The sequence below is a fragment of the Agromyces sp. NPDC058484 genome, from assembly GCF_042720415.1.
In the GTDB taxonomy this organism is placed as follows: Bacteria; Actinomycetota; Actinomycetes; order Actinomycetales; family Microbacteriaceae; genus Agromyces.
On sequence record NZ_JBHXMP010000007.1, the window covers coordinates 24,724 to 50,815 of the forward strand.

The 26,092-nt window shown below is 70.9% G+C and carries 25 protein-coding genes; 10 read left to right on the forward strand and 15 right to left on the reverse strand.

The genetic code is table 11. From position 1 onward, the window contains the following. Window positions 1–71: 71 nt before the first annotated feature. Complete coding sequence (locus ACFWN7_RS07490) at window positions 72–1,385, reverse strand: glycosyltransferase (RefSeq protein ID WP_376938144.1); 1,314 nt, start codon at window positions 1,383–1,385, stop codon at window positions 72–74. A 229-nt stretch (window positions 1,386–1,614) separates the two neighbouring features. Between ACFWN7_RS07490 and ACFWN7_RS07495 the strand changes: the two genes are divergently transcribed. Beyond that, complete coding sequence (locus tag ACFWN7_RS07495; RefSeq protein ID WP_376938146.1) at window positions 1,615–2,100, forward strand: transferase; 486 nt, start codon at window positions 1,615–1,617, stop codon at window positions 2,098–2,100. A gap of 270 nt (window positions 2,101–2,370) precedes the next feature. On the opposite strand, the gene ACFWN7_RS07500 is transcribed toward ACFWN7_RS07495, so the two are convergent. From ACFWN7_RS07500 to ACFWN7_RS07520, 5 genes are all read right to left on the reverse strand, one after another. Continuing rightward, window positions 2,371–2,748 (reverse strand): PepSY domain-containing protein, encoded by a 378-nt coding sequence (locus ACFWN7_RS07500; RefSeq protein WP_376938147.1) that lies wholly within the window; start codon window positions 2,746–2,748, stop codon window positions 2,371–2,373. A 93-nt stretch (window positions 2,749–2,841) separates the two neighbouring features. Further along, window positions 2,842–4,242 (reverse strand): sensor histidine kinase, encoded by a 1,401-nt coding sequence (locus tag ACFWN7_RS07505; protein WP_376938148.1) that lies wholly within the window; start codon window positions 4,240–4,242, stop codon window positions 2,842–2,844. Beyond that, window positions 4,235–4,912, reverse strand: coding sequence for a response regulator transcription factor (locus ACFWN7_RS07510; RefSeq protein WP_376938149.1), 678 nt, complete (start codon window positions 4,910–4,912; stop codon window positions 4,235–4,237). The genes ACFWN7_RS07505 and ACFWN7_RS07510 overlap by 8 nt, the downstream gene beginning before the upstream one ends. 672 nt (window positions 4,913–5,584) lie before the next feature. Beyond that, window positions 5,585–5,962 carry a PIN domain-containing protein gene (locus ACFWN7_RS07515; RefSeq protein WP_376938150.1) on the reverse strand — a complete coding sequence of 126 codons (378 nt, stop codon included), beginning with the start codon at window positions 5,960–5,962 and terminating at the stop codon, window positions 5,585–5,587. Further along, window positions 5,959–6,216 (reverse strand): ribbon-helix-helix protein, CopG family, encoded by a 258-nt coding sequence (locus tag ACFWN7_RS07520; protein ID WP_376938151.1) that lies wholly within the window; start codon window positions 6,214–6,216, stop codon window positions 5,959–5,961. Before ACFWN7_RS07520 ends, ACFWN7_RS07515 begins: the two co-directional genes overlap by 4 nt. A 124-nt stretch (window positions 6,217–6,340) precedes the next feature. On the opposite strand from ACFWN7_RS07520, the gene ACFWN7_RS07525 reads away from it, so the two are divergent. The 3 genes from ACFWN7_RS07525 (at window position 6,341) to ACFWN7_RS07535 (ending at window position 7,445) form a co-directional block, all read left to right on the forward strand. Next, on the forward strand, window positions 6,341–6,658 hold the full coding sequence (locus ACFWN7_RS07525; RefSeq protein WP_376938152.1) for a hypothetical protein: 318 nt from the start codon (window positions 6,341–6,343) through the stop codon (window positions 6,656–6,658). 143 nt (window positions 6,659–6,801) lie between these two features. Continuing rightward, a complete protein-coding gene (locus ACFWN7_RS07530) occupies window positions 6,802–7,029 on the forward strand; it encodes an Arc family DNA-binding protein (protein WP_376938153.1) in 228 nt (75 codons plus the stop codon). Continuing rightward, the gene (locus ACFWN7_RS07535) at window positions 7,026–7,445 is read left to right on the forward strand and encodes a type II toxin-antitoxin system VapC family toxin (RefSeq protein ID WP_376938155.1); all 420 of its coding nucleotides are present in this window, start codon (window positions 7,026–7,028) and stop codon (window positions 7,443–7,445) included. Before ACFWN7_RS07530 ends, ACFWN7_RS07535 begins: the two co-directional genes overlap by 4 nt. Before the next feature lie 159 nt (window positions 7,446–7,604). On the opposite strand, the gene ACFWN7_RS07540 is transcribed toward ACFWN7_RS07535, so the two are convergent. From ACFWN7_RS07540 to ACFWN7_RS07560, 5 genes are all read right to left on the reverse strand, one after another. Beyond that, window positions 7,605–7,922 carry a type II toxin-antitoxin system PemK/MazF family toxin gene (locus tag ACFWN7_RS07540; RefSeq protein WP_376938156.1) on the reverse strand — a complete coding sequence of 106 codons (318 nt, stop codon included), beginning with the start codon at window positions 7,920–7,922 and terminating at the stop codon, window positions 7,605–7,607. Next, window positions 7,912–8,142, reverse strand: coding sequence for a hypothetical protein (locus tag ACFWN7_RS07545; protein WP_376938157.1), 231 nt, complete (start codon window positions 8,140–8,142; stop codon window positions 7,912–7,914). Before ACFWN7_RS07545 ends, ACFWN7_RS07540 begins: the two co-directional genes overlap by 11 nt. A 70-nt stretch (window positions 8,143–8,212) precedes the next feature. Then, window positions 8,213–8,587: a type II toxin-antitoxin system death-on-curing family toxin gene (locus tag ACFWN7_RS07550; RefSeq protein WP_376938158.1), complete on the reverse strand. Its 375-nt coding sequence runs from the start codon at window positions 8,585–8,587 to the stop codon at window positions 8,213–8,215. Further along, window positions 8,584–8,787, reverse strand: coding sequence for a hypothetical protein (locus tag ACFWN7_RS07555; protein WP_376938159.1), 204 nt, complete (start codon window positions 8,785–8,787; stop codon window positions 8,584–8,586). The genes ACFWN7_RS07550 and ACFWN7_RS07555 overlap by 4 nt, the downstream gene beginning before the upstream one ends. Before the next feature lie 50 nt (window positions 8,788–8,837). Then, window positions 8,838–9,896 (reverse strand): LLM class flavin-dependent oxidoreductase, encoded by a 1,059-nt coding sequence (locus ACFWN7_RS07560; protein WP_376938160.1) that lies wholly within the window; start codon window positions 9,894–9,896, stop codon window positions 8,838–8,840. A 212-nt stretch (window positions 9,897–10,108) separates the two neighbouring features. Here ACFWN7_RS07560 and ACFWN7_RS07565 point away from each other — a divergent pair, with 212 nt between their 5' ends. After that, window positions 10,109–11,635, forward strand: coding sequence for an FAD-binding oxidoreductase (locus tag ACFWN7_RS07565; RefSeq protein WP_376938161.1), 1,527 nt, complete (start codon window positions 10,109–10,111; stop codon window positions 11,633–11,635). Between the two features lie 81 nt (window positions 11,636–11,716). After that, complete coding sequence (locus ACFWN7_RS07570) at window positions 11,717–12,901, forward strand: hypothetical protein (RefSeq protein WP_376938162.1); 1,185 nt, start codon at window positions 11,717–11,719, stop codon at window positions 12,899–12,901. A 17-nt stretch (window positions 12,902–12,918) separates the two neighbouring features. Here the strand turns inward: ACFWN7_RS07570 and ACFWN7_RS07575 are convergent, their stop codons facing one another. Continuing rightward, window positions 12,919–13,389: a hypothetical protein gene (locus ACFWN7_RS07575; protein WP_376938163.1), complete on the reverse strand. Its 471-nt coding sequence runs from the start codon at window positions 13,387–13,389 to the stop codon at window positions 12,919–12,921. A 73-nt stretch (window positions 13,390–13,462) separates the two neighbouring features. Between ACFWN7_RS07575 and ACFWN7_RS07580 the strand changes: the two genes are divergently transcribed. Beyond that, on the forward strand, window positions 13,463–14,467 hold the full coding sequence (locus tag ACFWN7_RS07580; RefSeq protein ID WP_376938164.1) for an LLM class F420-dependent oxidoreductase: 1,005 nt from the start codon (window positions 13,463–13,465) through the stop codon (window positions 14,465–14,467). Between the two features lie 115 nt (window positions 14,468–14,582). On the opposite strand, the gene ACFWN7_RS07585 is transcribed toward ACFWN7_RS07580, so the two are convergent. Both ACFWN7_RS07585 and ACFWN7_RS07590 read right to left on the reverse strand, forming a co-directional pair. Beyond that, a complete protein-coding gene (locus ACFWN7_RS07585) occupies window positions 14,583–14,864 on the reverse strand; it encodes a glutaredoxin family protein (RefSeq protein ID WP_376938165.1) in 282 nt (93 codons plus the stop codon). Between the two features lie 133 nt (window positions 14,865–14,997). After that, window positions 14,998–18,555, reverse strand: coding sequence for a TM0106 family RecB-like putative nuclease (locus ACFWN7_RS07590; RefSeq protein WP_376938166.1), 3,558 nt, complete (start codon window positions 18,553–18,555; stop codon window positions 14,998–15,000). A gap of 205 nt (window positions 18,556–18,760) precedes the next feature. Here ACFWN7_RS07590 and ACFWN7_RS07595 point away from each other — a divergent pair, with 205 nt between their 5' ends. Then, the gene (locus ACFWN7_RS07595) at window positions 18,761–19,792 is read left to right on the forward strand and encodes an agmatine/peptidylarginine deiminase (protein ID WP_376938167.1); all 1,032 of its coding nucleotides are present in this window, start codon (window positions 18,761–18,763) and stop codon (window positions 19,790–19,792) included. Then, the gene (locus ACFWN7_RS07600) at window positions 19,792–21,567 is read left to right on the forward strand and encodes an amidase (protein ID WP_376938168.1); all 1,776 of its coding nucleotides are present in this window, start codon (window positions 19,792–19,794) and stop codon (window positions 21,565–21,567) included. The genes ACFWN7_RS07595 and ACFWN7_RS07600 overlap by 1 nt, the downstream gene beginning before the upstream one ends. Before the next feature lie 213 nt (window positions 21,568–21,780). Here ACFWN7_RS07600 and ACFWN7_RS07605 read toward each other — a convergent pair whose 3' ends face one another. Beyond that, window positions 21,781–23,376 carry a molybdopterin-dependent oxidoreductase gene (locus ACFWN7_RS07605; protein WP_376938169.1) on the reverse strand — a complete coding sequence of 532 codons (1,596 nt, stop codon included), beginning with the start codon at window positions 23,374–23,376 and terminating at the stop codon, window positions 21,781–21,783. Between the two features lie 234 nt (window positions 23,377–23,610). Between ACFWN7_RS07605 and ACFWN7_RS07610 the strand changes: the two genes are divergently transcribed. Beyond that, window positions 23,611–25,899, forward strand: a complete 2,289-nt coding sequence (locus tag ACFWN7_RS07610; protein ID WP_376938268.1) for an ATP-binding cassette domain-containing protein — start codon at window positions 23,611–23,613, stop codon at window positions 25,897–25,899. Window positions 25,900–26,092: the final 193 nt, after the last annotated feature.

Here is a 26,092-nt window from a genome sequence, read left to right on the forward strand (position 1 = left end):
GGCGGCGGATGTCGCGCCGGAGGTTCCGGCTGGGCCGGAGATCCCGGCTTAGGACAGCCTAACCTCCGAGCTCAGCCCACCGCCGACTCGATCCGCAATGACGCTCTGATGGACGCCGCCTCGAGCTCGGCCTCGATGTCGCCGAACGTGTCGTACTCCCGGATGCGCTCGGCGAGCGTGCGGGCCCGGTCGCGGTAGCCGCGGTCGGCGAGCACGCGGTCGACGGCGCGGCCGATCGCCTCGGCCGACGGCGTGCCGGTCTTCAGGTTCACGCCGACGCCAGACCACTCGGCGCGCATCGACACCTCGGGCTTGTCCTCGGTGTCGCCCGCGGCGACCAGCGGCACGCCGTGGCTCAGCGCGTACTGCGCCCCGCCGAAGCCCGCATTCGTGACGAACACGTCGGTCTTCGGGAACAGCAGGTCGTAAGGGAGGAATTCGGCGGCGCGGGCATTGGCCGGCAGTGGGCCGAGCTCCTCCATGGGGCGTCCGCCGGTCGAGACGACCACGAGCACATCGCGGTCGGCGAGCGCGTCGACCGTCGGACGGACGAGGCGGTCGAGGTCCTTGTTGTCGATCGTGCCCTGGGTGACATGCACGACGGCGCGCTCGCCGTCGAGCTCCGACCACCACTCGGGAAGTTCGTCGACGACCGGCGCGGGCGGCAGCACGGTGCCCACGAAGCGCAGGTTCGACGAGAGGTCGGTGCGCGGATACTCGAACTCTGCGGGTGAAAGCTGCAGGAACCGGTCGAAGAGACGGGACATGTCGAGCACGAAGCTGTCGAGCCGTGGGCGTCCGAGCGCCGCCATCGTCTCGTTCGCGAGCCTCTGGGTCTGCCGGAACACGACCTTCTGCACGAGCACGTTGAGCACGCGGTTGCGCAGCCGGCCGAGCGCGCCCGGCATCGGCGCGAGCCCCAGGCCGTAGGGTGCGACATCCGTGCTCGACTGGCTGAGCGGGATCACTCCTGCGGCGAGGATCGCCGGACGAGAGGCCGGGTCGTCGAGGAGAAGCGGGATGATGCCCGCGAACGCGGCGTCGACGAGGATGGCGTCGGGTGCGAGGTCGGCGATCGCGGCCTCGACGGCGCCCGTCTGGTCGGGCACGGTCTTGATGAAGATGGTCTGGATGTCGTACTGGAGCTTGCCGATGCCCCGGTGCTGGTCGCGGTCGGGCAGGTGGTCCTGGATGACGCGGTCGTCGAAGTCGGCGATGCCGCCGAGCGCACGGTGGTCGGCGCCGGTCGCCACCACGGTGTCGCGGAATCGCGACCCGGTGAGCACGGTGACGTCGTGGCCGCGTGCGACGAGGTCGCGGGCGATGGCGATGATCGGGGCGACGTGGCCCTGGATGGGGCTCGCGCAGAGCAGGTAGTTCGACATGGAGGTGAGGTCTTCCCGGTGGGTTCCGGCCGGCGCGGGATGCCGCGGGGCCATGCCGGCCGAAACCGTGCACGAACAGCGAAGCTACCGAGCCCGAGGATGCCTCGACAAGCGATTCGGGCCGCTTTCGGTGCTGACCTGAACGGGTTTCAGGGCAGGCACCGAGCTCGGCGGCGGGGCGTCCAAGGGGATTTCCAGCGCGCTCCCAGTCTGATCCCAGCATCCGGGAATGCCCCGGTCAGCGTGGATGTTGTACCTATGTCCGGGCGTGGAGCCGCCGCGCCGGAAGGAGGAGAAGGTGGGCATCAGCTACGTCGAGTTCGAAGACGAAGCCGGAGTCCTGCGTCGCTATCGCAAGCACGTGAACGGCCGGGGCCTCGTCGCCACGACCGCGAAAGTCGACCCGACCGCGTTCGTCGACTCGACCGCCTACGTCGACCCCGGTGCCGAGGTGCAGCGCGGGGTGCAGATCGGCCCGGGCGGGTGGATCGACCGCGACGCCATCGTGGCCGAGCGCGCCGTGATCGGCGTGAACGCGCACGTCGGCCGTGGCGCTGTCGTCGGACGCAACGCGGTGGTCGGCCCCTACGCGACCGTCGGCAACGGCGCGCGCGTGCAGAATGGCGCCCGCGTTCCGCGAGAGACCACGATCGCCGATGGCGACGAGTACCGCGCCTCGATCGACGACCTGCGCCGGCTCGGCCTCGCCGCCTGAGTCCGGATCCACTTTCGCTCACCGGGGCTCGATCCAGTTCGCTCACCGCGGCTCGATCCAGCGGAGCTCCCCGCGACCGACATACGTCGCCCAGATCGGCGACGGCCCGCCTGGCCGTCTCAATGCGTCTGCGTCTGCCAATTCCCCCTCATCGATGAGGCGGAACTTGCAGACGAGTATGCGCTTTGTGGGGTCGAACGGGATGGTGCCGGCCTCGCATTCACCCGACGGATGCCCCGGGCATCCCGCGGTCTACGGTGCGGATCGCCGTCAGTCGTCGGAGTCCTCGGTCTCCTCGGGCTCGCCGGTACCGTCGTCATCGCCCTCGATCTGGAGCACGGCGAAGTTCGCGTCGAGCTCCACCTCGACCGTCTCACCGCTGTCCAGGCGCACCTCGACCTCATAGGCGCTGGTGCCGTCGTCGCCGACCTCCGCCTCGACCACGGTACCCGGGCCTGCCGCCGCGAGGGCCGCCGCGCTCGCTGCCTCGAGGTCGGGGCCCGTGAGGTGCGCCGCGTCATCCGAGGATCCGGGCGAATCGTCGTGCCCGGTGAAGCCGTCGGTTCCGGCGAACGCGATGGCCGTCCCGCCGAGCACGAGCGCGGCGCCGACCGCGGCGGAGCTGATCCAGATCGTCCGCTTCTGCATGGTGACATCTCCCTGTTCGTTCGTTCGGGACAAGGATGCGCCGGTGCCGCTGAACCCAGCCTGAAGCGCCTCGGAGGCCGGAGTCTCCGACGCTCAGGCGTGTACGGGCCTGGCCGGCAGGGTGACGCGGAGCCGTGCGCCACCGAGGGTGGACTCCTCGACTCGCACCGACCCACCGTGCGCTCGTGCGATCTCGCGCACGATCGCGAGACCCAGCCCGCTGCCGCCGGTGTCGCGCGCGCGGGCGTCGTCGAGACGCACGAAGCGGTCGAAGACCCGATCGCGTTCGGCGGGCGGGATTCCGTCGCCGTCGTCGCCGACGATGAGGACGACGGATGCCCCGTCGGCATTCGGCCCGACCGAGAGCACCATCCCGGAGTGGGCGTGTCGCACGGCGTTGTCGACGAGGTTCCGCACGAGTTGGCGGAGGAGCCCGAGATCGCCGGTCACTCGAGCCGCGGCGATGCCGCTCGTCTCGACCGACAGCGCCCCGGCGCCGCGGACGCGCCGTGCCTCGTCGAGGAGCAGGTCGTCGAGGTCGACATCGGTCGGCTCGAGGCGCAGGGCGCCCTCGTCGGCGCGGGCGAGCACGAGCATGCCCTGCACGAGCCGCTCGAGACGCCCGCCCTCCTCGAGCACGGCGTCACCGAGCTCCTGCCGGCTGATGCCCTCGGGGTGGTCGCGGGCGACCTCGGCGTACTGTCGCAGGGCGGCGAGCGGCGATTTGAGCTCATGGGAGGCATCCGAGATGAACCGTCGCTGCGTCGCCTGCGACGCGTCGAGGCGATCGAGCATGCCGTTCAGGGTGCGCGCGAGGCGGCCGATCTCGTCGTCGGTTCCGGTCTCGTCGAGGCGTTGCGCGAGCGTCGCCGAGGTGACCGCGTCGACCTGGCGGCGCATCCGCTCGACCGGCGAGAGGGCGCGGCCGACGACGAGCCACGTGGTGACGGCCACGAGCACGATGAGGAGCGGCACCGCGACGACGAGGAGGCCGACGACCGTGGCGAGGGTCTCGTCGGTCGGCTCCATGCTGCGGCCGGCGATCACGATGAAGCCGCCGTCGGCGTCGTCGACCGCCGTCACGAAGGCCTCGTCGTCGACGCGGACCGTGCCCGGGTCGTCGTCCTCCCGCGTCGCCAGCGGCGATGCCGGTGCGTCCTCACTCGCCGCGACGACCGTGCCCGAGTCGTCGACGACCTGCACGAAGCGGTCGTCGTCGAGCTCGCCGAGCGACGCGGGTCCGCCCTCCTCGAGTTGCGAGGCGATCACCGCGGCATCCTGCTCCGCCGAGGCGGCCAGGCCGTCGAGCAGCGAGAGCCTGAGCGTCGCCCAGAACACGATCGCTCCGACCAGAAGCGCGACCGCGACGACGGCCGTCGCGCCGAGGGTGATGCGGGTGCGCACGCCCGCACGCCGCGCGCCCGCACTGCGCACGCCCGCACGCCGCGCGCCCGCACGCCGGGGGCGCGCACCGCCGCGGCCCGCGTCAGCCACCGTCAGCCGCCAGCCGGTAGCCGGCACCGCGCAGCGTCTGGATGCTCTCGCGGGCGAACGGGCGATCGACCTTGTTGCGCAGGTGCCGGATGTACACCTCGACGATATTCGGGTCGCCGTCGAAGTCGAAGTCCCACACCCCCTTGAGGATCTCGGTCTTCGAGACCACCTGGCCCGCCCGCCGGATCAGGAATTCGAGCACGGCGAACTCGCGCGTGGTGAGGTCGACTGCGACATCCGCTCGGCGCACCTCGCGGGTCGCGGGGTCGAGGCTGAGGTCGCCCGCCTCGAGCACGGCGGGTCGCGGCGTGCTGCCGCGGCGGATGAGCGCGCGAACGCGGGCGACGAGCACGGCGAACGAGAACGGCTTGGTCAGGTAGTCGTCGGCCCCGGTGTCGAGCGCCTCGACCTGGTCCCACTCGCCGTTCTTCGCGGTGAGCATGAGCACGGGAGTCCAATCGCGCGCCTCGCGAAGCGCCCGGCAGACGAGGTAGCCGTTCAGGCCGGGCAGCATGATGTCGAGGAGGATGACGGCGTAACGGTTCTCCCGGGCGAGCCAGAGCCCGTCGGTGCCGTTCGCGGCCACGTCGACGGCGAACCCCTCGGCCTCGAGGCCGCGCTTCAGGCCCTCGGCGAGTCGCAGCTCGTCCTCGACGACCAGCAGGCGCATCGGCGGCCTCCCTCTGCGTCCATCTTGACGGATGCCGCTGAAGCGCGCCTGAAGCGGCGGTCGTCGACTAGCGCCGCGTGAAGCCGACGGGTATCGAGACGCACCGGAGGAAACTGGCGCAGGCGATGAGCATGGCGGTCGCACACTCGCCTGTCGCGTTCAGCCCTCCTTCACCGGGCCGCTTCTCGAGCGGGTCTTACGGGAATCGAGCGCCCAGAAGCCTCGTGGATCGTTTCGCCGCGGGGGCTCGCCAGTTCTGGTGCTCCGGTAACCGACCGATACGGCAGATGATCAGACCGGTCTGAGGTCGTTAACCGAGTTGATGGCCCGTGTTCGTCCGGCCGCTGGCAGGATCGGACTTCTGCCGTCAGATTGCACGGCGAGAATCTGGTGGTACGGGAGTTCCGACTCATCTCAGGGCGGTAGTGTGATTCCGGCCGAGTTGGCCGGCGGCGTGGCTGCACTCGACGTTGATGTGTACGCGACGGTCTACCTCGACGATTCATCTCACGAGGAGTAGGGGTCGTGCGCGTTCCGGGGCCCCACTCGTGCCGTTGGGGGTCCGTCAGCGGACGTCCGCGAGCGGATCCACTGACGGGCATAGACGGGTAGCCTCGGCTGTGGGCGGCATCCCGCAGGAGAAGTGAAACCGGCACGTTCCGGCCCGTCAGGCTAGTACGGGGGCGTAAGCCCGTCGAACATCGGGAAGTGCTTGACGTTGCGCGTCAGCAGATCAGCTTCGAGTGCGATCGCGGTGGCAGCGATGGCGAGGTCGGGACCGTCGATGCCACGATTCCCGGGTAGCCAGCGACGACCGAGTTCGCCAGCAATCTCCGCAATTTCACCGTCAACCGGATGCCACGTGAAGATCTCGAGTAGGCCGCGAGTCATCCGCTCCTCGTGCGCGCGCATGCCCGCAAGGATCTCCAGCCTTGAGATCTCGCTCGCGTGCAGTGGCCCCGCGGATCGCGCGACTCGAAGCACGCCGACGGCCGAGTCGTTGCCCCGGAGCACGTCGATGATCACGGACGAGTCGACGACGACGGTCACCGGGCGGATGCTTCGTCGAGGCGACGCCCGGAACGGAGCCGCTCAACATAGGCCGCTCCGTCCTCGTCGCGGCCCTGCCAAGCGCCCACCGCTCCGTCGATCGCGCGAAGGTCTGCTTCAACGTCTCGGCCGGAACCGTAGACCTTCGTGACGGCGTCTCGGATGAGGGAGGACATCGACCGGCCGGTCCGACGAACCTCATCGTCGAGGATGCGACGCTCGTCGTCGGTGAGCGAGATCTGAGTCCGGAGCATGATGTAAGACTACATCATGGCGGAGGGAACCAACCCTCGAGCTGGACACAGTGACCGCTCCACTGGGGGACCGGCTTTCGGGCTTGCTTGGGTGACTGCCTGAAGCGATGAATAGGGTTTAGGGATGAGTGCCCCCATCCCGCCTGAACCCGAGACCATTTCCATCGATGGGAAGGTCTTTGCTGGTGTAGAGAATTCCGCGAGCGGCCAGGTCGGTGCCGCAACGCAGTTTCGCTATCACCAGGACGACGATGTCATCTGGGCGGAGTACTCGGGCGGCGCGATAGTCCGAGGCTACCTCGTGGGGATCCGCACCGGAGGCAAGCTCGATTTCCGCTACTCGCATCTCAACACGGACAGGCAGACGGCGAACGGCGTGTGCGAGACACGCATTGAAGTCCTCGAGGACGGCCGGGTGCGATTCCATGAGGCCTGGGCTTGAGAGTCACGCCCGGAGACGGGCAACAGCATCGTGGAGGAAATTGCCCCGGCGCCGCGGTGAGCTATCGGCCTGCGGGCGGGTGAGTGAGGGTTTGCGATATCCGACAAGATGATATCGTTGGATTGATATCGGAGGTGAGTGTCATGGAACAGATCCTGATCCGCAGCCTGCCTGCGGGGACCAAGGCCGCGCTGCGCGCCCGAGCCGAGTCTCACCACCGATCCGTCGAGGCAGAGGCGCGCGAGATTCTCGCCGACGCCCTCAAGCGCGACCCGGTCACGATCGTCGACCTGCTGAGCACGGACGAGGGAGCCGATATCGAGCTCGAGCCCCAGCGGCTCGGCCTGACCGCCCGCACCCCCAACCTGTGAGGTACGTACTGGACACCAACGTGGTGTCCGCACTGCGGGTCCGCGGACGCAGTCCGTCGGTCGAGGCTTGGGCGGCGTCGATCCCGGCATCTGACCTCTTCGTCACGGCTACGACGATCGCAGAGATCGAGCGCGGTGTCGTCGCCAAGGAGCGAGCCGACGCGGCACAAGGCGAGGTCCTGCGCCGATGGTTCGAGGAGCGCGTCTTGCCGGCGTTCGCCGACCGCGTGCTGCCGTTCGACCTCTCGGCCGCGCGAGTCCTTGCCACCTTCCGGGTTCCCGAGCACGCACCGCTGGACGACGCCCTCATCGCCGCCGTCGCACAGTCCTGCGAAATGACCGTTGCAACGCGAAACACCAAACACTTCGAACCCCTCGGCGTCCGCTGCCACGACCCATGGGCCCAGACCCCGTAGACGAGGTTGTTGCATCGGGCGACGGCCAAGACTTTGTGACGGGCCCCCTCATCAGAGTCCCCGCGGGCCTTCCTTGGCATCGTGGCGTGATGCCACCCGCTGGCTCGCTCTCCAATGTTCCGTAACGGGATCCACTATCGGGCAACCCGGCACGGCCTGTCAGTCGAGCGCCAGCACGGCTTGCAGCGCGGTGTCGACGGCATGCATCTCGGTGGGGCTGAGTCGGCCGGCGAACTCTCCGAGCCGCGACTGGGGATCGATCACGGTGAGCTGTTCGATCATCACGCGGGTCTTCGTGCCGTTGATCTCGATCTCGGGCCGGAACGATGCCGCCCGTCGGCCGGTCGAGGTCGGCGCGATGATCCAGGCGGACAGCGGCAGATCATCGGACTGCACGACAACGGCATAGCGCGCACCGGCCTGCTCGTGACCGCGTGCATCCTTCGGCGCCTTGAGCCGGTAGAGGTCACCACGCACGGATCGCGTCCATCTCCGCGGCCAGCTCCCGTGAGGCGGCGACATCCTCGGCGTCATTGCGGAGGCTCTCTGCCTCAGCCCGCAGCCGCGCGCGGCGGTGTGCCCGTTCGGCTTCCAGGATCGCGTTCCGGACCGCCTCTGAACGCGACTGCCCCTCGTTCGTGAGCGACTCCAAGGCCCGTTCGACTTCGGGGTCGGTACGAATCGTAAGCGTACTCATAATACAGATTGTACTACGCAACGTACGGCGTGCCCGGCGTATGGTGGGGCGGGATGAGTCGTCCGGCCGGCTACGAATCGAGCGGGCTCGTATGTGCTGCGAGCCACGTCGCCGTCTCGGGGACGTCGGTCTGGCCCGCGGCGATCCCTCGCACGAACACGTCGATGTCGGACTGCGGGTCGACGGCCAGGTCGTATCCGTTCAGCTCGTAGAACGCTGCCGTCACGAGCCACGACAGCCGTTTGTTGCCGTCCAGCAGCGGGTGATTACGGTTGATCGCGATCAGCAGCACCGCGGCCTTCTCATGCAGGTCTGGGTAGACCTCCTCGTCGAAGACCGGCAGCGGCGCGGCCAGTGCTGACAGCAGCAACGCGCGGTCACGGACGTGCAGCCCGCGCCGGCTGACCCATGCTTCGACGTCGACCGGGTCGAGGTACTCCCTCACTGTGACAGCAGATCGAGGGCTTCGGCGTCGCGTTGCTCGATGCGTTCGAACGCAGCACGTGTGCGCTCGCTCTTCGCCAGGCGTTCGGCCCGCTCGCGAATCGCGAGGATCACGACCTCGTTCATCGAGCGGTGCTCCTTCTCGGCCAGTGCTCGCAGCAGCGCGCCGTCGGCCTCGTCGAGGCGCAGGTTCATGGCCATGGTGGTCGTCTCCCGTGAGTAGTACCAATTCGATACTACTCTCGTCGGGCCTACAGACCCACGGGCAAGAGTTCGCCCGCCAGGAGCCGAAGCGTCTGCTCGCGGCCGGGCGCGGCATCCGTGGGCTCGAACTCGTGGGAGCCCGCGATCGGCGACACCATGATCTCGTCGATGCCGTGCCGCTCGGCCAGCTTGCGCACTTCGGATGCCGCGCCCGCGGCATCCGCGATGATCCAACGTCGCTCCATGCCCGCGATGAGCTCGTCGGCGATCGAGTCGGCGGGCGCGTCCTGCGCCTCCTCGATCGTCTCGAGCGGCCGCATCGGGCGGTTCGTGCGCAGCCGCGCCATCGACCGCAGCTGCGGGAGGGCACGGGCGCGGGCCTCCTCGACGGTCGGCGCGACCGACGCGTTCACGGTGAGGAACGTCTCGGGCGACGGATGCCGCTCGCTCGGGCGGTACCCGGTGCGATACAGCTCGAGCGCCCGCTCGAGGCCGTCGCCCGAGAAGTGGTTCGCGAACACGTACGGCAGCCCGAGCTCGGCGGCGAGCTTCGCCGAGTAGTCGCTCGATCCGAGCAGCCAGAGCGTCGGGGCATCCGTCGCCGCCGGCGTCGCGGTGATCGCGTACTCGCGGCCGCTCGTGAGGCGCAGCGACGCGCCGTCGGGCGAGAGCAGGCTCAGGATGTCGGCGACATGGTCGGGGAACCGGTCGACGTCGGCCGTCGGACCGCTCACGCGGAGGAGCTGCGTGATGACGGGGTCGCTTCCGGGAGCCCGCCCGATGCCGAGGTCGATGCGGCCCGGCGCGAGCGCCTCGAGCGCGGCGAACTGCTCGGCCACGACGAGCGGCGCGTGATTCGGCAGCATGACGCCGCCCGATCCGACCCTGATGCGCTCGGTGCGCGCCGCGATCGACGCGATGAGCACGGGCGGGGTCGTCGACGCGACCGCCGGCATGTTGTGGTGCTCGGCGAACCAGTAGCGCGTGAAGCCCAGCCCGTCGGCGAGCTGCGCGAGACCGACGGATGCCGCGACCGCGCCCGCGCTGGTCTGGCCGCTCCGCACGGGAACGAGGTCGAGCACGGACAGGCGCAGCGAGGGAGTCATCCCTCTCGGCAACCGGCGGGCGGCGCCGGGTATTCCGGGACCTGCGGAGCGGGATAGCCCTGAGGCATCCGGAGGGGCGCCACTGACGCGCCAGAGCGCGGCACGTCGTGAGATGGACATCGCGTTCGTGCGTGCCGCGGGGATCCCGCGGCCGTCCGCCTCCGATGTGAGGGCCCGGGCCCGCGAGTGCGACATCCTGAGAGGAACGATTCGTGAACACCCCTGTGTCCGGCGCCGCTGCGAATGAGGCCCGCGCCAACCAGACCGCATTCCGCGACGCCGACCTTGCGAGCGTCACCGACATCGCAGAGGCCCGCGTCCACCACGACACCACGGCGCGCTCGCTGCGCGAGTCGCTCGCTCTCCTCGGCGACCGGCTCGCGGGCCGCATGCACGTCCCGGGCGACTCGGGCTGGGACGACGCGCGCGCCGCCTGGAACCTCGCCGTCGACCAGCGGCCCGTCGCGGTCGTCGTCGCCGCCGGCGTGAACGACATCGTGCAGACCGTGCTGGCGGCGAAGAGTCTCGGCCTCGCGGTCGCCCCGCAGGCGACCGGCCACAACGCCGGCCCGCTCGCCGCCGCGAACGGCCTCGCTGACGCGTTGCTGCTCCGCACGTCGGAGATGCGCGGCGTGCAGGTCGATCCCGAACTGCGGGTCGCCCGCGTCGAAGCCGGCGCGCTCTGGGGCGACGTCGTCGCCGCGGTCGCCCCGCACGGCCTCGCCGCGCTCGCCGGATCGTCGCACGACGTCGGCGTCGTCGGGTACACGCTCGGCGGTGGCGTCAGCTGGCTCGCCCGCTCGCACGGACTCGCCGCGAACCACGTGAGCGCCATCGAACTCGTCACCGCCGACGGCCGGCGCCGTCGCGTGGACGCGTCGCACGAGCCCGAGCTGTTCTGGGCGCTGCGCGGCGGCGGCGGCGACTTCGGTGTCGTCACGGCCATCGAGTTCCGGCTCTTCCCCGTCGCCGAGATCGTGGCGGGCACGCTGTTCTTCCCGATCGAGCGTGCCGAGGAGGTCATGCAGGCGTGGGCCGCGTGGACGGCGACCGTTCCCGACACCGTCACCTCGGTCGGCCGCCTGCTGCGGTTCCCGCCGATGCCCGAACTGCCGCCGTTCCTCTCCGGCCGGTCCTTCGTCGTCGTCGAGGCGGCGATCCACGAGTCGCCCGAACGTGCCGTCGAGTTGCTCGCTCCGCTGCGCGGCCTCGCCCCCGGCATGGACTCGGTGCATCCGCAGTCCGTCGCCGAGCTGCTGCGACTGCACATGGACCCGCCGGGCCCGACGCCCGGCTACGGTGACGGCATGCTCCTCGCCGACCTGTCGCCCGCGACGGTGCGAGCCTTCATCGACGCCGTGGGTCCGGATGCCGACACCGCCCTGCTCACCGTCGAGATCCGCCACCTCGGGGGCGCCCTCAGGCCCGAGGTGGCACGGAGCTCCGCGGCCGAGCGCGGTGCGCCCGAACCGGGCGTCGTCGCCGGCTTCGACGCGGAGTACCTCGTGTTCGGTGCGGGCATCGCGATCCCCGGCGCAGAGGAGGCGCTCGCGGCATCCCTCGGCCGGCTGCTGTCCCGCGTCGAGCCGTGGCGAGCCGGCGTGGACTACCTCAACTTCGCCGAGCACGAGCGGTCCGCCGAGCGCCTCTTCGGCGACCGGGTCGCTCGGCTGCGCGCGGTGAAGAACGCGGTCGACCCGACGGGTGTCATCCGGTCGAACCATCCCGTGGGTCGCTGACTGGGGGTGTCGCTCGCGGCGTGGCCTTCATAGGCTGGAAGCGAGCGACATCGCTGTCGCGTGATCCCCCGGGAGGTACCGATGACGGTCCACTACGAGCTGCCCACGACCGCGGATTTCGCAGCGTTGGCTGGTCCGCATCACCCGGCCATCTCGATCTACGTGTCGACGTCTCCGGTCGTCAGCGAGCGCGAACGCGCCGAGGTCTCGGCGAAGAGCTCCTTCGACGAGGCGATCGAGCAAGTGAAGGCGTCGGGCGCCTCGAGCGCCGAGCTCGACGCGCTGCGCGCGGCACGCCACGGGGTCCTCGGCGACCTGCGGCTCTGGGCGAACCTCGCCAGATCGCTGGCGGTCTTCGTCGCGCCGGGGTTCAGCGAGGTGTTCGTGCTGCCGAACCGGCTCGACGACGCCGTGCACGTCGGTTCGCACTTCACGCTCGGGCAGCTCCTTCGGGCACCCAGCCAAGACCAGGAGGCGTACGCCGTCGCCGTCTCGGCGAACGAGTGGACGCTCTGGCACGCCACTCCCACCGACCGTGCCGCGCAGATGCCGGTCGACCCCGCCCTGCCGAAGAACGCCGACGAGGCCTCGAACCGAGAGCCCGGCGATGCCGGCAACCGACGGGTCGGCGGTCACGGCGACCGTGGCATGAGCGAGGACGACCGCAGGTCCGCCGGGCTCGACATCTACGCGAAACGCGTCGCCGACGCCGTGCGGCAGCAGCTGCAGGTGCACGACCCCGACGAGCGGGTGCCGCTCTTCGTCTTGGCGGCCGAGCCCATGCTCAGCCAGTTCATCGAGCGAGCGCGCAACCACCGGCGCATCGTCCCGGTACCTGGCGCACCCGACCGGCTCGGAGCCGCAGAGATCGACGAGGCGCTGCGGCTCGAGCTCGCGAGGCTCAACGTCAGCGAAGCCGCGAACGCGTTGCACGGCCTCGCCGAGGGGAGCGCCGGCCGCGTCGAGCGCGACCTCGCCGCGATCGGGCGCCTCGCCGCCGACGGCGCGGTCGACACGCTGTGGTTCGACTTCACGACGTCGGTGAACGGCACCCTCGACCAGGAGTCGGGTGCCATCGAGTTCGCGACGGGCAACGGCACCGGCGAGAACCTCGACGACGGCACGCTCGCGGGCGACCTGCTGCCGCAGCTCGCGCTGCTCGTGATCTCGAAGGGCGGCAAGGTCGTCACGGTGCGCAGCGACGACCTCGACGGCGAGGTGTGGTCGAGCCCGGCCATGGCCGAGCTCAGGTACGCGCTGGCGTAGGCCGGGGGTGGGACGGCTCAGACGGCGGATGCCGCGACGCGACCGGATGCGGTCACTCGCGCGGATGCGGCATCCGCTCGCTCACGACGTCCGCGCCGAACGGCACGACCGGATGCGGCATCCGCTCGCGCACGACCTCCGCGCCCGGCGGCACGCGGCCGGGTGGGCGTGCGCACGGGGATGACGAAGCCCCCGCGCCACCCGAACAGGATCTCGATGCGCTCGGCCCGGGTGTCCTCGATGACCGCATCGACCGATGTCGTGGCCGGCGCGTGCGTCGCGTGCAGCGGCGGCCGCTCGCGCAGTTCGAGTCGGAGGATCTCGGGATGCGGCACGACGCCCGGGTTCGCGGCGACGAGCCGCAGCTCCCAGCCGCCGGTCGGGCAGAGCCCCGAGCCGTTGACGTGAACGAGCCGGCCGTCGGAGGTCTCGATGGCGGTCGCGCTGAAGTCGCGCGGCGAGAAGTCGCAGTGGTCGGTTGGCTCCATTCGACCGACGCTACGCAATCGCGGCGACGCCGTCGTCAGTGCTGGCGCTGAGATCGCTCCTAGGCTGGAACCCATGCGATTCGGGATGTTCGTTCCCCAGGGCTGGCGCCATGACCTCGTCGGCATCGAACCGGCCGAGCACTGGCAGGCGATGCGCGGCCTTGCCGAGTACGCCGACGCCGCCGACTCGGGCTGGGAGTCGATCTGGGTGTACGACCACCTGCACACGGTGCCGGTGCCGAGTGAGACCGAGGCGACGCACGAGGCGTGGTCGCTGACGGCGGCCTACGCCGCGTCGACGTCGCGCATCCGCATCGGCCAGATGTGCACGTGCATGGGCTACCGCAACCCCGCCCACCTCGCGAAGGTGGCCGCGACGGTCGACGTCATCTCGGGCGGACGCGTCGAGATGGGCATCGGCGGCGGCTGGTACGAGCACGAGTGGCGCGCGTACGGCTACGGGTTCCCGCCGGTGCCCGAGCGTCTCGCGATGCTCCGCGAGGGCATCGAGATCATGCGCCAGGCGTGGACCACCGGCACTGCGACCCTCGACGGAGCGCACTACCGCGTCGACGGCGCGATCGTGCGACCGCTGCCGCTGCAGCATGGCGGCATCCCCCTCTGGGTCGCCGGCGGGGGCGAGAAGGTCACGCTCAAGATCGCGGCGAAGTACGCCTCGTACACGAACTTCAACGGAACGCCCGCAGTGTTCGCGCACAAGAGCGACGTGCTGCGCGGGCACTGCGCTGCGGCCGGCCGCGACTTCGACGCGATCACGCGCACCTCGGACTTCAACACCGTGATCGGTTCGGACCGAGCGGATGTCGCGCGTCGCCTCGCGGCGATCGAGGCGCGCGTCGCGCCCTTCCTCGGCCCCGAGAAGACGGCGCGCTACCTGGCGGAGTACCGGGCGGATGCGCCGACAGCGCTCGTCGGCACGCCGTCGCAGGTCGCGGCGAAGCTCGCGGAACGCACCGAGCTCGGGCTCGGCTACTCGATCCACTACTTCCCCGAGGCGGCCTACGACCGCACGGGTCTCGAGCTGTTCGCCGCGGAGGTCATGCCTGCGCTGCGGTAGCGGCCGACCGGCCCTGCCCTTTCAGCGCCCCTTCAGCGCGGTTTGCATGACTTCGGCCGACTTACATGACAGGGGCTCGTCCGGGCGTCATGCGAACCGGACGATGTCATGCAAACTATGCGGCGAGTTCCTCGTCGAGCTTCGCGCCGAGCTCGGCGTCGGTGGGCTCGGTGAAGTGCGTGCCGTCGGGGAAGACGACGACGGGGATCTGGGTGCGGCCGCTGATGGCCTTCGCGCGATCGGCGCCGTCGGCGACGGTCTCGAGGTCGACGTAGTCGTAGTCGACGCCGCGGCGGTCGAGGAACGCCTTGGAGCGTCGGCAGTCGCCGCACCATTCGGCGCCGTACATCGTGATGCGGGCAGGGCTCAGGTCAGTCGCGGGGGAAGTCACATCCATAACGTACGCATGGATCCTGAGCGGTCTTCCCAGCTTCGCGCGGCCGTGGCCACCGGGGCGCAACGAGAACGGGTGCCGCGAGACGGGGATGACCCCGGCGCCGCGGTTCACCTACCCGGCGCGCGCCACGCCGCTATGCGCGAACGACGGCAGGTACGTGCGCGCCCACGAGCCGGATGAACGCGCTGAGCTGTGCCACCCCCTCGGGCGTGCGGGGCAGCGTGTCGAGCAGTCCCGGCGAGTACACGAGGTAGGCGGCCCACTTCGCGCGTGAGATCGCGACGTTGAGCCGGTTCTTCAGCAGCAGGAACTCCACTCCGCGCGGGGCAGCGGCGGCGGATGACGCGGCGAGCGACACGATGGCCACGGCCGCCTCCTGCCCCTGGAACTTGTCGACCGTTCCGACCGGCACCTCCGTGTAGCCGGCGGCGTCGAGCGCGGCGCGCACGAGCGTGAGCTGCGCGTTGTAGGGGGTGACCACGATGAGGTCGCGCTGCGCGAGCGGGCGGGACGCCGCTGCGGCATCCGTCGGGTCGACCCACTCGCGCCCGAGCAGGTCGCCGACGAGGCCGACGATCTCGAGGGCCTCCTCGGGTGACGCCGTGGCGTTGCCGGTGTGCGGCACCGGGATCGGGGTGAGCCCCGGCGCGATGCCGTCGAGCGAGCGCTCCGACGCGCACGGATGCGAGTGCAGCTCGCCCTCGTACGAGAGCCGTGAGACGGGCGCCGCGACGGCCGGGTGCATGCGCCTGCTCTCGGCGAGGAAGTAGCCGTACTCGGCCGGCAGCACATCGTGCCCGTCGGCCACCCAGCCGAGCGCCGAGGCGTCGACCGGCTCGGGATGGTTGCCCTGGCTGACCTGCGGCAGCTGCTGCGGATCGCCGAGGAGCAGCAGGTTGCGGGCGGCGACCGACGACGCGATCGTCGCCGCGAGCGAGAACTGGCCGGCCTCGTCGATGACGAGGAGGTCGAGCGAACCGCGCGGCACGCGGTCGGCGTTCGCGAAGTCCCACGCGGTGCCGCCGATCACGAATCCGGATGCCGCGTGCTCGGCCGCATACTCGGCGACTCCGTTCTTGGCGATGATCGTGTACCCGTGGTCGCCGGGCTCGCGGGCGTCTTTGGGCGCCTTGGCGACGAGATCGGGAGCGAGCCCGGCGCGGATGACGGCGTCGAGCACGTTCTCGACGACGGCGTGCGACTGGGCCACGACGCCGATCCTCCACCCGCGCTTCGACACGAGCTCGGTGATGACGTGGGAGGCGACGTAGGTCTTGCCCGTGCCGGGCGGGCCCTGCACGGCGAGGTACGAGTCCTCGAGGTCGACGAGTGAGGAGACGACCGCGCCGACGTAGTCGTGCTCGGCCGAGAGCGGGGCGAGGCCGGCGCGCGTGCGCGGCGGAGTGCGACGCAGCACGTCGACCGCCGGGTTCTTCGGCCAGGTGAGCGGAGCGGCGGTCGAGAGCTGCTGCGCCCACTCGAGGATGGCCTCACGCTGACGGCCGGCCGGCGGCGGCGTGCCCGGCACGACCGCCATCGGCAGTTCCGACCAGGTGACCCCGGCGACCGATCGCTCCTCGACGACGAGGCCGTCGTCGAGCACCTCGAGCACGCGTACCGAGGTGTGGGCACGCGAGCCCGGGCGAAGTGCGATGCGTGGGAACGGCGCGGGCGGCTCGTAGAGCACGAAGAGTTCGGCGCCCACGCTGAACTTCGACCCAGGTGCGACCCGTCCTCGCAGCAGCAGGTTGCGCCGATCGACCTGCTGCCGGTCCTCGCGATACCAGCGCTGCACCACGGCGGATGCCCCGGGGTCGACCACGAGCACGTCGCGGTGATCCTCCCACGCCTCGAGCGGTTGCTCGACGCGGAAGAAGTGCGACCACCAGAAGCTCTTCGCCTCGCGATCGTGGTAGTCGATCGCGGCGGCCGCCAGGGCGAGGGCCGTGTGGTCGGCGTCTCGCTCGGGATCGTCGGGCGGCCCGGCGAGCCGCTGCAGGCCGACGGCGAGCGGAGACGCCTCGTAGACTTTGCCGGCCGCATTGGCGGCCTCGGCGAGGAGCGATTCGGGCACGGGCTCGATGCCGGCATCGCGCGCGATCCCGAGCAGCCAGTCGCGCAGCCGCAAGGTCGACACGCAGTCGTACCGGTTGTAGTCGGCGAGGTCGTCGAGCACGTGCTGCGCGGCGGCGGCGCCGACGAGGCCGGTTGCGGCATCCGTCTGGCCGGTGGCGAGCAGCTCCCGGGCGCGCACGTACTCGAGGATCGAGTCGCCGCCCGACTTCACCTCGGCCTCGCGCAGTTCGGTGCCCATGTACAGCGGCTCGAGCTTCTTGATCGAGTACGACCGGCTGCCCACCCGAACGGCACGCTTCACGATGGGGTAGAGGTCGACGAGCACACCGTCGGCGAGCAGCTGGTCGACGGCCGCCTCGCCCACGCCGTGCCGCGCGGCGATCGTGAGCAGGTGCGTGCGCTCGTAGCTCGCGTAGTGGTAGATGTGCATGTTCGGATGCGCCGCCCGCCGCGCCGCGACGAGCGCGAGGAACCGCTCGAGCGCCACGCGCTCCTCGGCGAAGCTGTGCGCCCAGAGCGGCGTGAACCGTTCGGCGGTGTCGACCATGCCGAAGAGGTAGTCGAGTCCCCAGTCGGTCGCCGCGCCCTCGGTGTAGAGCGGGTCGCCCTCGAAGTCGAAGAAGAGGTCGCCGTCATCCGGCTCGGGAATCGCCGCGAGGGATGCCGCGTCGCGCACCTCGACCGGCGGCGGGAGCGGCGGGTCGTCGGGGGAGCGGAGGCCCGAAGCATCCGCTGCGACAGCCGCAGCCTCGGCCTCGAGCTGCAACCGCGCCTGGATGCGCAGGTTCTCGATGGTCGCGTCGAGAATGCCGGGCACGTGCCCCCCGGATGCCGCGAGCGCATCGATCGTCGTGATGCCCGCGTCGTGGAGGGCCGCTCGCTGGGTGACCCGGAGTCCCGCGACGAGCAGCACGTCGCGGTGCGCCTGCACCTCGAGGTCGCAGGTGGGGCAGCGCCCGTCGAGGTCGTAGCGCGGGTCGCCCCACGCGACCGGGACGCCGTCGGCCTGGCGCTCGGCGACGATCTGCTCCAGTCGCGCTCGCCGGAGCCGGTAGACGGGTGCGATGTCGTCGAGCCGGTGCACGCTCGTCGACCCGTCGCCGAGCAGCAGCTCGACGGTGTCGGCGCACGCCACGCCCGTGCGCTCGAGCTGCTCGGCGTAGGCCGCGAGCTGCAGCAGCGCCGTGACGCGTGCTCGCCGGGCGAGCTTGGAGTCCTGCACGACGTAGCGCCCATCGGGCTGACGCACGATGAAGTCGGCGAACCCGATGAAGCCTTCGTCGGCGAAAGTGGCCTGGAACACCACGGGAGCGCCCGCCGCGAACGCCGCCTGCGTCGCCTCGACCGCCGCGGCGACGGCGGCCGCGTCGCGTACATCGGGTCGTTCGATCTCGACGACGCCCGCGCCGAGCCGCGCCCGGTAGACCTCGAGCACCCGGTGCTCGTGCGCGTCGCCCATGCGGCCCGAGCGCTCGAGCATCGCGTCCTCGGGATCGGGCACGGGCTCGATGCGGCCGAGCTTCGCGTCGAGCGCGCGCAGGAACGCGAACTCGCACTCCGAGGCCTTCTTCAGGTCACTCGCGCTCGTGACGACGGTGCCATCGACCAGGTACATCGCGCCCCTCTCTTCGGGTGCCTTCACCGTAGCGGGGGCCGCCGACATCAGGCGGCGACCGCCGCTGCAGCCCTGCGAGCGGATGCCGCGTGGCCTCCCCGGCCGTCGATCATGCCGAGGATCCGCCACGCCGCGGATGCGGCATACGATCGAGAGCGGATGGAGCCCCCGACCGCGAGGGTCGCCGCAACCCGGAGGTGCCCGAATGGCCTGGCGCATGCCCGCAGAGACCGCGCCGCACGAGCGCACGTGGATGGCGTTCCCGCGCCCCGGCCTCACGCTCGGCGACGACGCCGCGTCCGCCGAGGAGGCGTACGCCGCGTGGACCGCGGTCGCGCACGCCGTCGCCGAGTTCGAGCCCGTGACGATGGTCGTCGACCCGGTCGAGCGCGTCCGTGCAGCGCGCATGCTGAGCGCCGGCATCGAGCGGCTCGAGGCGCCGCTCGACGACTACTGGATGCGCGACATGGGCCCGTCGTTCGTCGTCGACGACGAGCGCCCCGGCGTGCTCGGCGGCGTCGACTGGATCTTCAACGGCTGGGGCGCCCCCGCGTGGTCGACCTGGGAGAAGGACCGCGAGATCGGCCGCTTCGTGACGGATGCCGCGGGCGCCGAGCTCGTGTCGTCGATGCTCGTGAACGAGGGCGGCGCGATCCACGTCGACGGCGAGGGCACCGTGCTCGTCACCGAGACCGTGCAGCTCGATCCGGGACGCAACCCCTACGCCGACAAGACCCGCGTCGAGGCCGAGCTCGCCCGCGCGATCGGCGCGACGCACGTGGTGTGGCTGCCGCGCGGCCTGACCCGCGACTACGAGGAGCTCGGCACGCGCGGCCACGTCGACATGGTCGCGACGATCCCGACGCCCGGCGTCCTGCTGCTGCACGGACAGCCGAACGCCGAGCATCCCGATCATGAGGTGATGCGCGGCATCCGCTCGTTCCTTTCGGAGGCTACGGATGCCGCGGGCCGCCGTTTCGAGATCATCGACCTGCCCGCCCCGTCGCAGCTGCGCGACGACGACGGCTTCGTCGACTGGAACTACGTGAACCACCTCGTCGTGAACGGCGGCGTGATCGCGTGCGGATACGGCGATGAGCGAGCGGATGCCGCGGCGCGCGAGCTGCTCGCCGCCGCCTACCCGGGGCGACGCGTCGTGACCGTCGACGCGCGGCCGATCCTCGCCCGTGGCGGTGGCATCCACTGCATCACGCAGCAGCAGCCGGCGGTGGCGTGATGGGCGGTTTCGACGTCGTCGAGGCGTCGATCGCCGACCTCCGCCGAGCGCTCGAGTCGGGCGCCGCGACATCCGTCGACCTCGTCGAGGCGTACCTCGCGCGCATCGAGGCGTACGACCGGCCGGGCCCTTCGACCCTTCGACAGGCTCAGGGGAGTCCGGGCTCAGGGACCGGACCCGCCCTTAACGCGCTCGTCGTGATGAATCCCGACGCGCTCGCCGACGCCCGTGCCTCCGACGAGCGGCGCTCGCGTGGCGAGACACTCGGCCCGCTCGACGGCATCCCGTACACCGCCAAAGACAGTTACCTCGCCCGCGGCCTCACCGCGGCGGCCGGCAGCCCCGCGTTCGAGCACCTCGTCGCGCAACGCGACGCGTTCACGATCGAGCGGCTGCGAGCCGCCGGCGCGGTGCTGATCGGACTCACCAACATGCCGCCGATGGCGAACGGAGGCATGCAGCGCGGCGTCTACGGACGCGCCGAGAGCCCGTACAACGCCGACTACCTGACCGCCGCCTTCGGCTCGGGCTCGTCGAACGGCTCGGGCACGGCGACGGCGGCGAGCTTCGCGGCGTTCGGACTCGGCGAGGAGACCTGGTCGTCGGGCCGTGCACCCGCCTCGAACAACGCCCTCTGCTCGTACACCCCCTCGAGGGGTGTCATATCGGTGCGGGGCAACTGGCCGCTCGTGCCCACGATGGACGTCGTCGTGCCGCACACCCGCACCACGGCCGACCTGCTCGAGGTGCTCGAGGTGATCGTCGCCGACGACGCCGAGACCCGCGGCGACTTCTGGCGCGTGCAGCCGTGGGTGCAGATCCCCGCGGCATCCGCCGTGCGCCCTGATTCGTACCCCGAGATCGAGGTTCCGGATGCCGCGGCAGCGCACCGCGTGCTCGCGGGCAAACGCCTCGGCGTGCCGCGCATGTACGTCAACGCCGACCCCGACGCCGGCGCCGCCGAGCCCGGACGCACCCCCGGCATCGGCGGGCCCACCGGGCAGCGCATCGAGACCCGGGCATCCGTCATCGAGCTCTGGGAGGCCGCCCGCCGCGACCTCGAGGCCGCGGGCGCCGAGGTGGTGGAGGTCGACTTCCCCGTCGTGTCGAACTACGAGGGCGACCGCCCCGGCGCGTCCACGATCGCCACCCGTGGACTCGTCTCACCCGAATACCTGCACCGCGAGATCGTCGATCTCTCGGCGTGGGCGTGGAACGACTTCCTCGACGCGAACGGCGACCCCGCGCTGCACGCGCTCGCCGACGTCGACGGCGCGCGCATCTTCCCGCCCCCCGAGGGCGCGCTGCCCGACCGCTACACGGGCTTCGACGACGACATCGCCGAGTATCCGGCGCACGTGCGCGAGCACCCCGTGGCATCCGTCACCGACATCCCGCACCTGGCAGAGGGACTCCGCGGCCTCGAGGAGACCCGCCGCATCGACCTCGAGCAGTGGATGGACTCGCTCGGCCTCACCGCGGTCGTGTTCCCGGCGGTCGCCGACGTGGGGCCCGCCGACATGGACGTGGACGAGGCATCCGCCGACCTCGGCTGGCGCAACGGCGTCTGGGTCGCGAACGGCAACCTCGTGCCCCGGCACCTCGGCATCCCGACGGTCACCGTGCCCATGGGCACGATGAGCGACATCCGGATGCCGGTGGGCCTCACCTTCGCCGGACGCGCCTACGACGACACGGCCCTGTTGCGACTCGCCGCCGCGTTCGAAGCGACCGGTTCGCGCCGCACGCCGCCGCCGCGCACGCCGCCGCTCTGACCCGAGCGTCGGCCGCGCGCGTCCGCCCCGTGCACGTCGGCCGTGCACCATTCGATCGTCCCGCCTCGCTCGTGTGAGATCTGCCTCATGTGCGGCACATCTGACACGAGTGGATCGGACGACATCCCGCGCCGTGCGGGTCGTCCCGATGGGCGGTGCGGTGGTCGGCGCGTGGAGCGGCACACGTCCAGCCGCCGTGGAGGCCGTGTCGGCTCAGGCAACCGAAACCGTGCGCTCGTGCAGGCCCGTCGCGCCGTCGGGCAGGACACCCCGGCGCTCGGCGGTCTGCACTTCGCCGTCGGCGTCGATCGCGCGCACCCGCAGCGTGTGCGTGCCCGACGTGGCATCCCACTCGAACCGCCACTGCACCCAGGTGTCGATCGAGATCGCCTCGGCGAGCGTCGCCTCCTGCCACGGCCCGTCGTCGACCTGCACCTCGACCTCGGCGATGCCGACGTGCTGGTGCCACGCGACGCCGGCGACCGTGATCGGGCCGGCCGTGAGCGACTGGCCGATGCGCGGCACGTCGATGCGCGACTGCAGCTTGATCGGCCCGCGCGCGCTCCAGCCGCGATCGGTCCAGTATGCGGATGCCGCGTCGAACCGGGTCACCTCGAGGTCGGCCACCCACTTCGTCGCCGACACGTAACCGTACAAGCCGGGCACGACCATGCGCACGGGGAATCCGTGCTCGGGTGGGAGCGGCTCGCCGTTCATGCCGATGGCGAGGATAGCGTTGCGGTCGTCCTCCAGCACGGCGAGCGGGGTCGACGCGGTGAATCCGTCGACGCTGCGTGAGAGCACCATGTCGGCGTCGGCGGCCGGCCCGGCACGCGCGAGCAGTTCGCGGATCGGATAGCCGAGCCACACGGCGTTGCCGATGAGGGTGCCGCCGACCTCGTTCGAGACGCAGGCGAGCGTCGTCACGGACTCCTCGAGGGGGAGGGCGAGGAGCTCGTCCCACGTGATGGCGACCTCGCGTTCGACCATGCCGTGGATGCGGAGGCGCCAGGTCGACGGATCGACCGCGGGCACGGCGAGGGCCGTGTCGATGCGGTAGAACTGCGTGTTCGGCGTGATGACGGGGGCGAGTCCGCGGATGCCGAGTTCGGCGCCCGATGGCACGGTCGCACGCGCCGCGGCCTGGGGCAGGGAGATCGCGTCGCGGATCGCGGTCACGGCGCGGGTTCCGGCCTGCAGGGCGTAACCACCCAAGGCGGCGAGCGCGCCGAGCGCGGCAGCACCGCCCGCCCAGCCGAGGAACCGCCGCCGGTCTACCGATGCCGGACCAGCTTCCTCCGCCGGTCGAGCAGGGCCCGGCGAAGCCCGACCCGTATCGAGACCCGCCCGCCCCGCGGCATCCTGCGCCGGAAGCCGCCGCACCAGCAGCTGGAGCGCGAGCACCGACGCGATCGCCGCGAGTGCCGGGGGCGCGAACGCGAGCATCGTGGCGTTCGCGCGGGTCACCGCCGCGGCGACGCCGACGACGCCAAGCGCGCCGATCACCAACCGTCCGAACGGCGGCCGACGCACCTCGAGCACGCCGGCGGCACCTGCGACCGCGAGCAGCACGAGGCCGATGCCCACCAGCAGCGCGGCCTTGTCGGCGGTGCCGAACAGCGCGATCGCGGCATCCTTCGCCCACGGCGGCGCGAGGTCGATGAGCAGCGACCCGACGACGACGAACGGGCTCGACGCGGGCGCGAGCACGGCGGCGGCGAGCTCGCCGACCCCGGTGCCGAGGGCGACGGATGCCACGCCCGCCGCCGCGGGGAGCAGCCACCCGCGCCGGCCTGCCGGTCGTCCCATGTGCTCAGGCTACGCGCGGCGTCGGGCGAAGACGTCCCGGCGGGTGAGAAGTTCCTCGGCTCGTAAGGGTTGCGTCTGCGGCATCCGGATGCCCCTGCCGCATGTCGGCGGTGCATGCCAGACTCGTTTCTCATGACCCCGCCAGAGCACATCGCCACTGTGCCCACCGCCACAGAGCACATCGCCACAGAGCACATCGCCACGGTGCCCATCTCCACGGTGCCCATCTCCACAGTGCTGCCCCTCGCCGACGGGCACGACCTCATCGAGGTTCGCGGTGCGCGGGAGAACAACCTGAAAGACGTCTCGCTCGACATCCCGAAGCGACGCCTCACGGTGTTCACGGGAGTGTCGGGCTCAGGCAAGTCGAGCCTCGTGTTCGGCACGATCGCGGCCGAGTCGCAGCGGCTCATCAACGAGACCTATTCGGCGTTCCTGCAGTCGTTCATGGCCTCGCCGTCGCGACCCGAGGTCGACAGCCTGCGCAACGTGTCAGCGGCGATCATCGTCGACCAGGAGCGCATGGGCGCGAATTCCCGCTCGACCGTCGGCACCGCGACCGACGCCCACGCGATGCTCCGCATCATCTTCTCGCGCCTCGGCCAGCCCCACGTAGGACCGAGCTTCCACTTCAGCTTCAACGTGCCGCAGGGCATGTGCCCCCGCTGCGAGGGCATGGGCGAGGTCAACGACATCGACGTCGACGAACTCGTCGAACGCGACAAGTCGCTCGCCGAGGGCGCCATCACGATCCCCGGCTACACGGCCGACGGCTGGATGGTGCGCATCTACTCCGAGGGCGGGTTCCTCGACCCCGACAAGAAGATCCGAGACTACTCCGACCAGGAGCTCCATGACTTCCTCTACCGGGAACCGACCAAGGTCAAGGTGCAGGGCATCAACATGAGCTACGAGGGGCTCGTCTCCAAGGTGCAGAAGAGCATGCTCTCCAAAGACCGCGACGCGATGCAGCCGCACATCCGCGCGTTCGTCGACCGCGCCGTCACGTTCACAGCCTGCCCCGAGTGCGGCGGCTCGCGCCTGAACCAGGCCGCGCTCTCGTCGAAGATCAAGGGCATCAACATCGCGGATGCCGCGGCGATGCAGATCTCCGACCTCGCCGTCTGGCTCGACGACCTCGACGACCCGGCCATCGGCCCGCTCGTCGAGAACCTCAGGCAGACGATCGACTCGTTCGTCGAGATCGGGCTCGGCTACCTCAGCCTCGACCGCACGTCGGGCACGCTCTCGGGCGGCGAGGCGCAGCGCGTGAAGATGATCCGGCACCTCGGCTCGGCGCTCACCGACATCACCTACGTGTTCGACGAGCCCACGGTGGGCCTGCATCCGCACGACATCCAGCGCATGAACGAGCTGCTCATCCGCCTGCGCGACAAGGGCAACACCGTGCTGGTGGTCGAGCACAAGCCCGAGGTCATCGAGATGGCCGATCACGTCGTCGACCTCGGTCCGGGCGCGGGCGCGGCGGGCGGCAGGATCTGCTTCGAGGGGGATGTCGCGGGCCTCCGCGCGGGCGACACCCTCACGGGCCGGCACCTCGACCACCGGGCCCGGCTTCGCGAGGCCGTGCGCGAGGCATCCGCTCGGCTCTCGATCCGCGATGCGCGCCAGCACAACCTGCAGTCCGTCGACGTCGACGTGCCGCTCGGCGTGCTCACGGTGGTGACGGGCGTGGCCGGGTCGGGCAAGTCGTCGCTCATCCACGGCAACGTGCCGAACCACGAGAACGTCGTGGTCGTCGACCAGTCGCCGATCCGCGGCTCGCGCCGCTCGAACCCCGCGACCTACACGGGGTTGCTCGACACCATCCGTACCGCGTTCGCGAAGGCCAACGGCGTCAAGCCCGCGCTGTTCAGCGCCAACTCCGCCGGTGCCTGCCCGAACTGCAAGGGCATCGGACTCGTCTACACCGACCTCGCGATGATGGCCGGTGTCGCGTCGGTCTGCGAGGAGTGCGGCGGCAAGCGGTTCACCGCCGAGGTCCTCGAGTACACGCTGCGCGGCAAGAACATCAGCGAGGTGCTCGACCTCTCGGTCGATGCGGCCCTCGAGTTCTTCGAAGAGAAGCAGGCCCGGGCGATCCTGGCCCGGCTCTCCGACGTCGGCCTCGGCTACCTCGGCCTCGGCCAGGCGCTGAACACGCTCTCGGGCGGCGAGCGCCAGCGCCTGAAGCTCGCGATCAGCATGGCGAAGGCCGGCTCGATCTACGTGCTCGACGAGCCGACGTCGGGCCTGCACCTCGCCGACGTCGACAAGCTCCTCGCCCTGCTCGACCGGCTCGTCGACGACGGCAACTCGGTCATCGTCATCGAGCACCACCAGGCCGTGATGGCGCACGCCGACTGGATCATCGACCTCGGCCCTGGCGCCGGCCACGACGGCGGCCGCATCGTGTTCGAGGGAACGCCGCGTGCGCTCGTGGAGTCGGCGTCGACGGATGCCGCGACGCTCACCGCCCGGCATCTCGCCGCGTACGTCGGCGCCGGCGCGCCGGTTCGCTGAGAGGAGCGCCGCGACGCGCGGTGCGAGCGAGGCGCCGGGCGCTTCGGAGCGTCTCGGCGTGTTCGAGCGCTTCGAGCGCTTCGAGCGCCTCGAGTGCCTCGAGCGCCGCTGGTTCTGGTCGGCCTGGCCCGGCCGACCCCGTGACATCCGGTCACCTGGCGGGCTCCGCTTCTCGGGTGTTCGCAGGACCAGA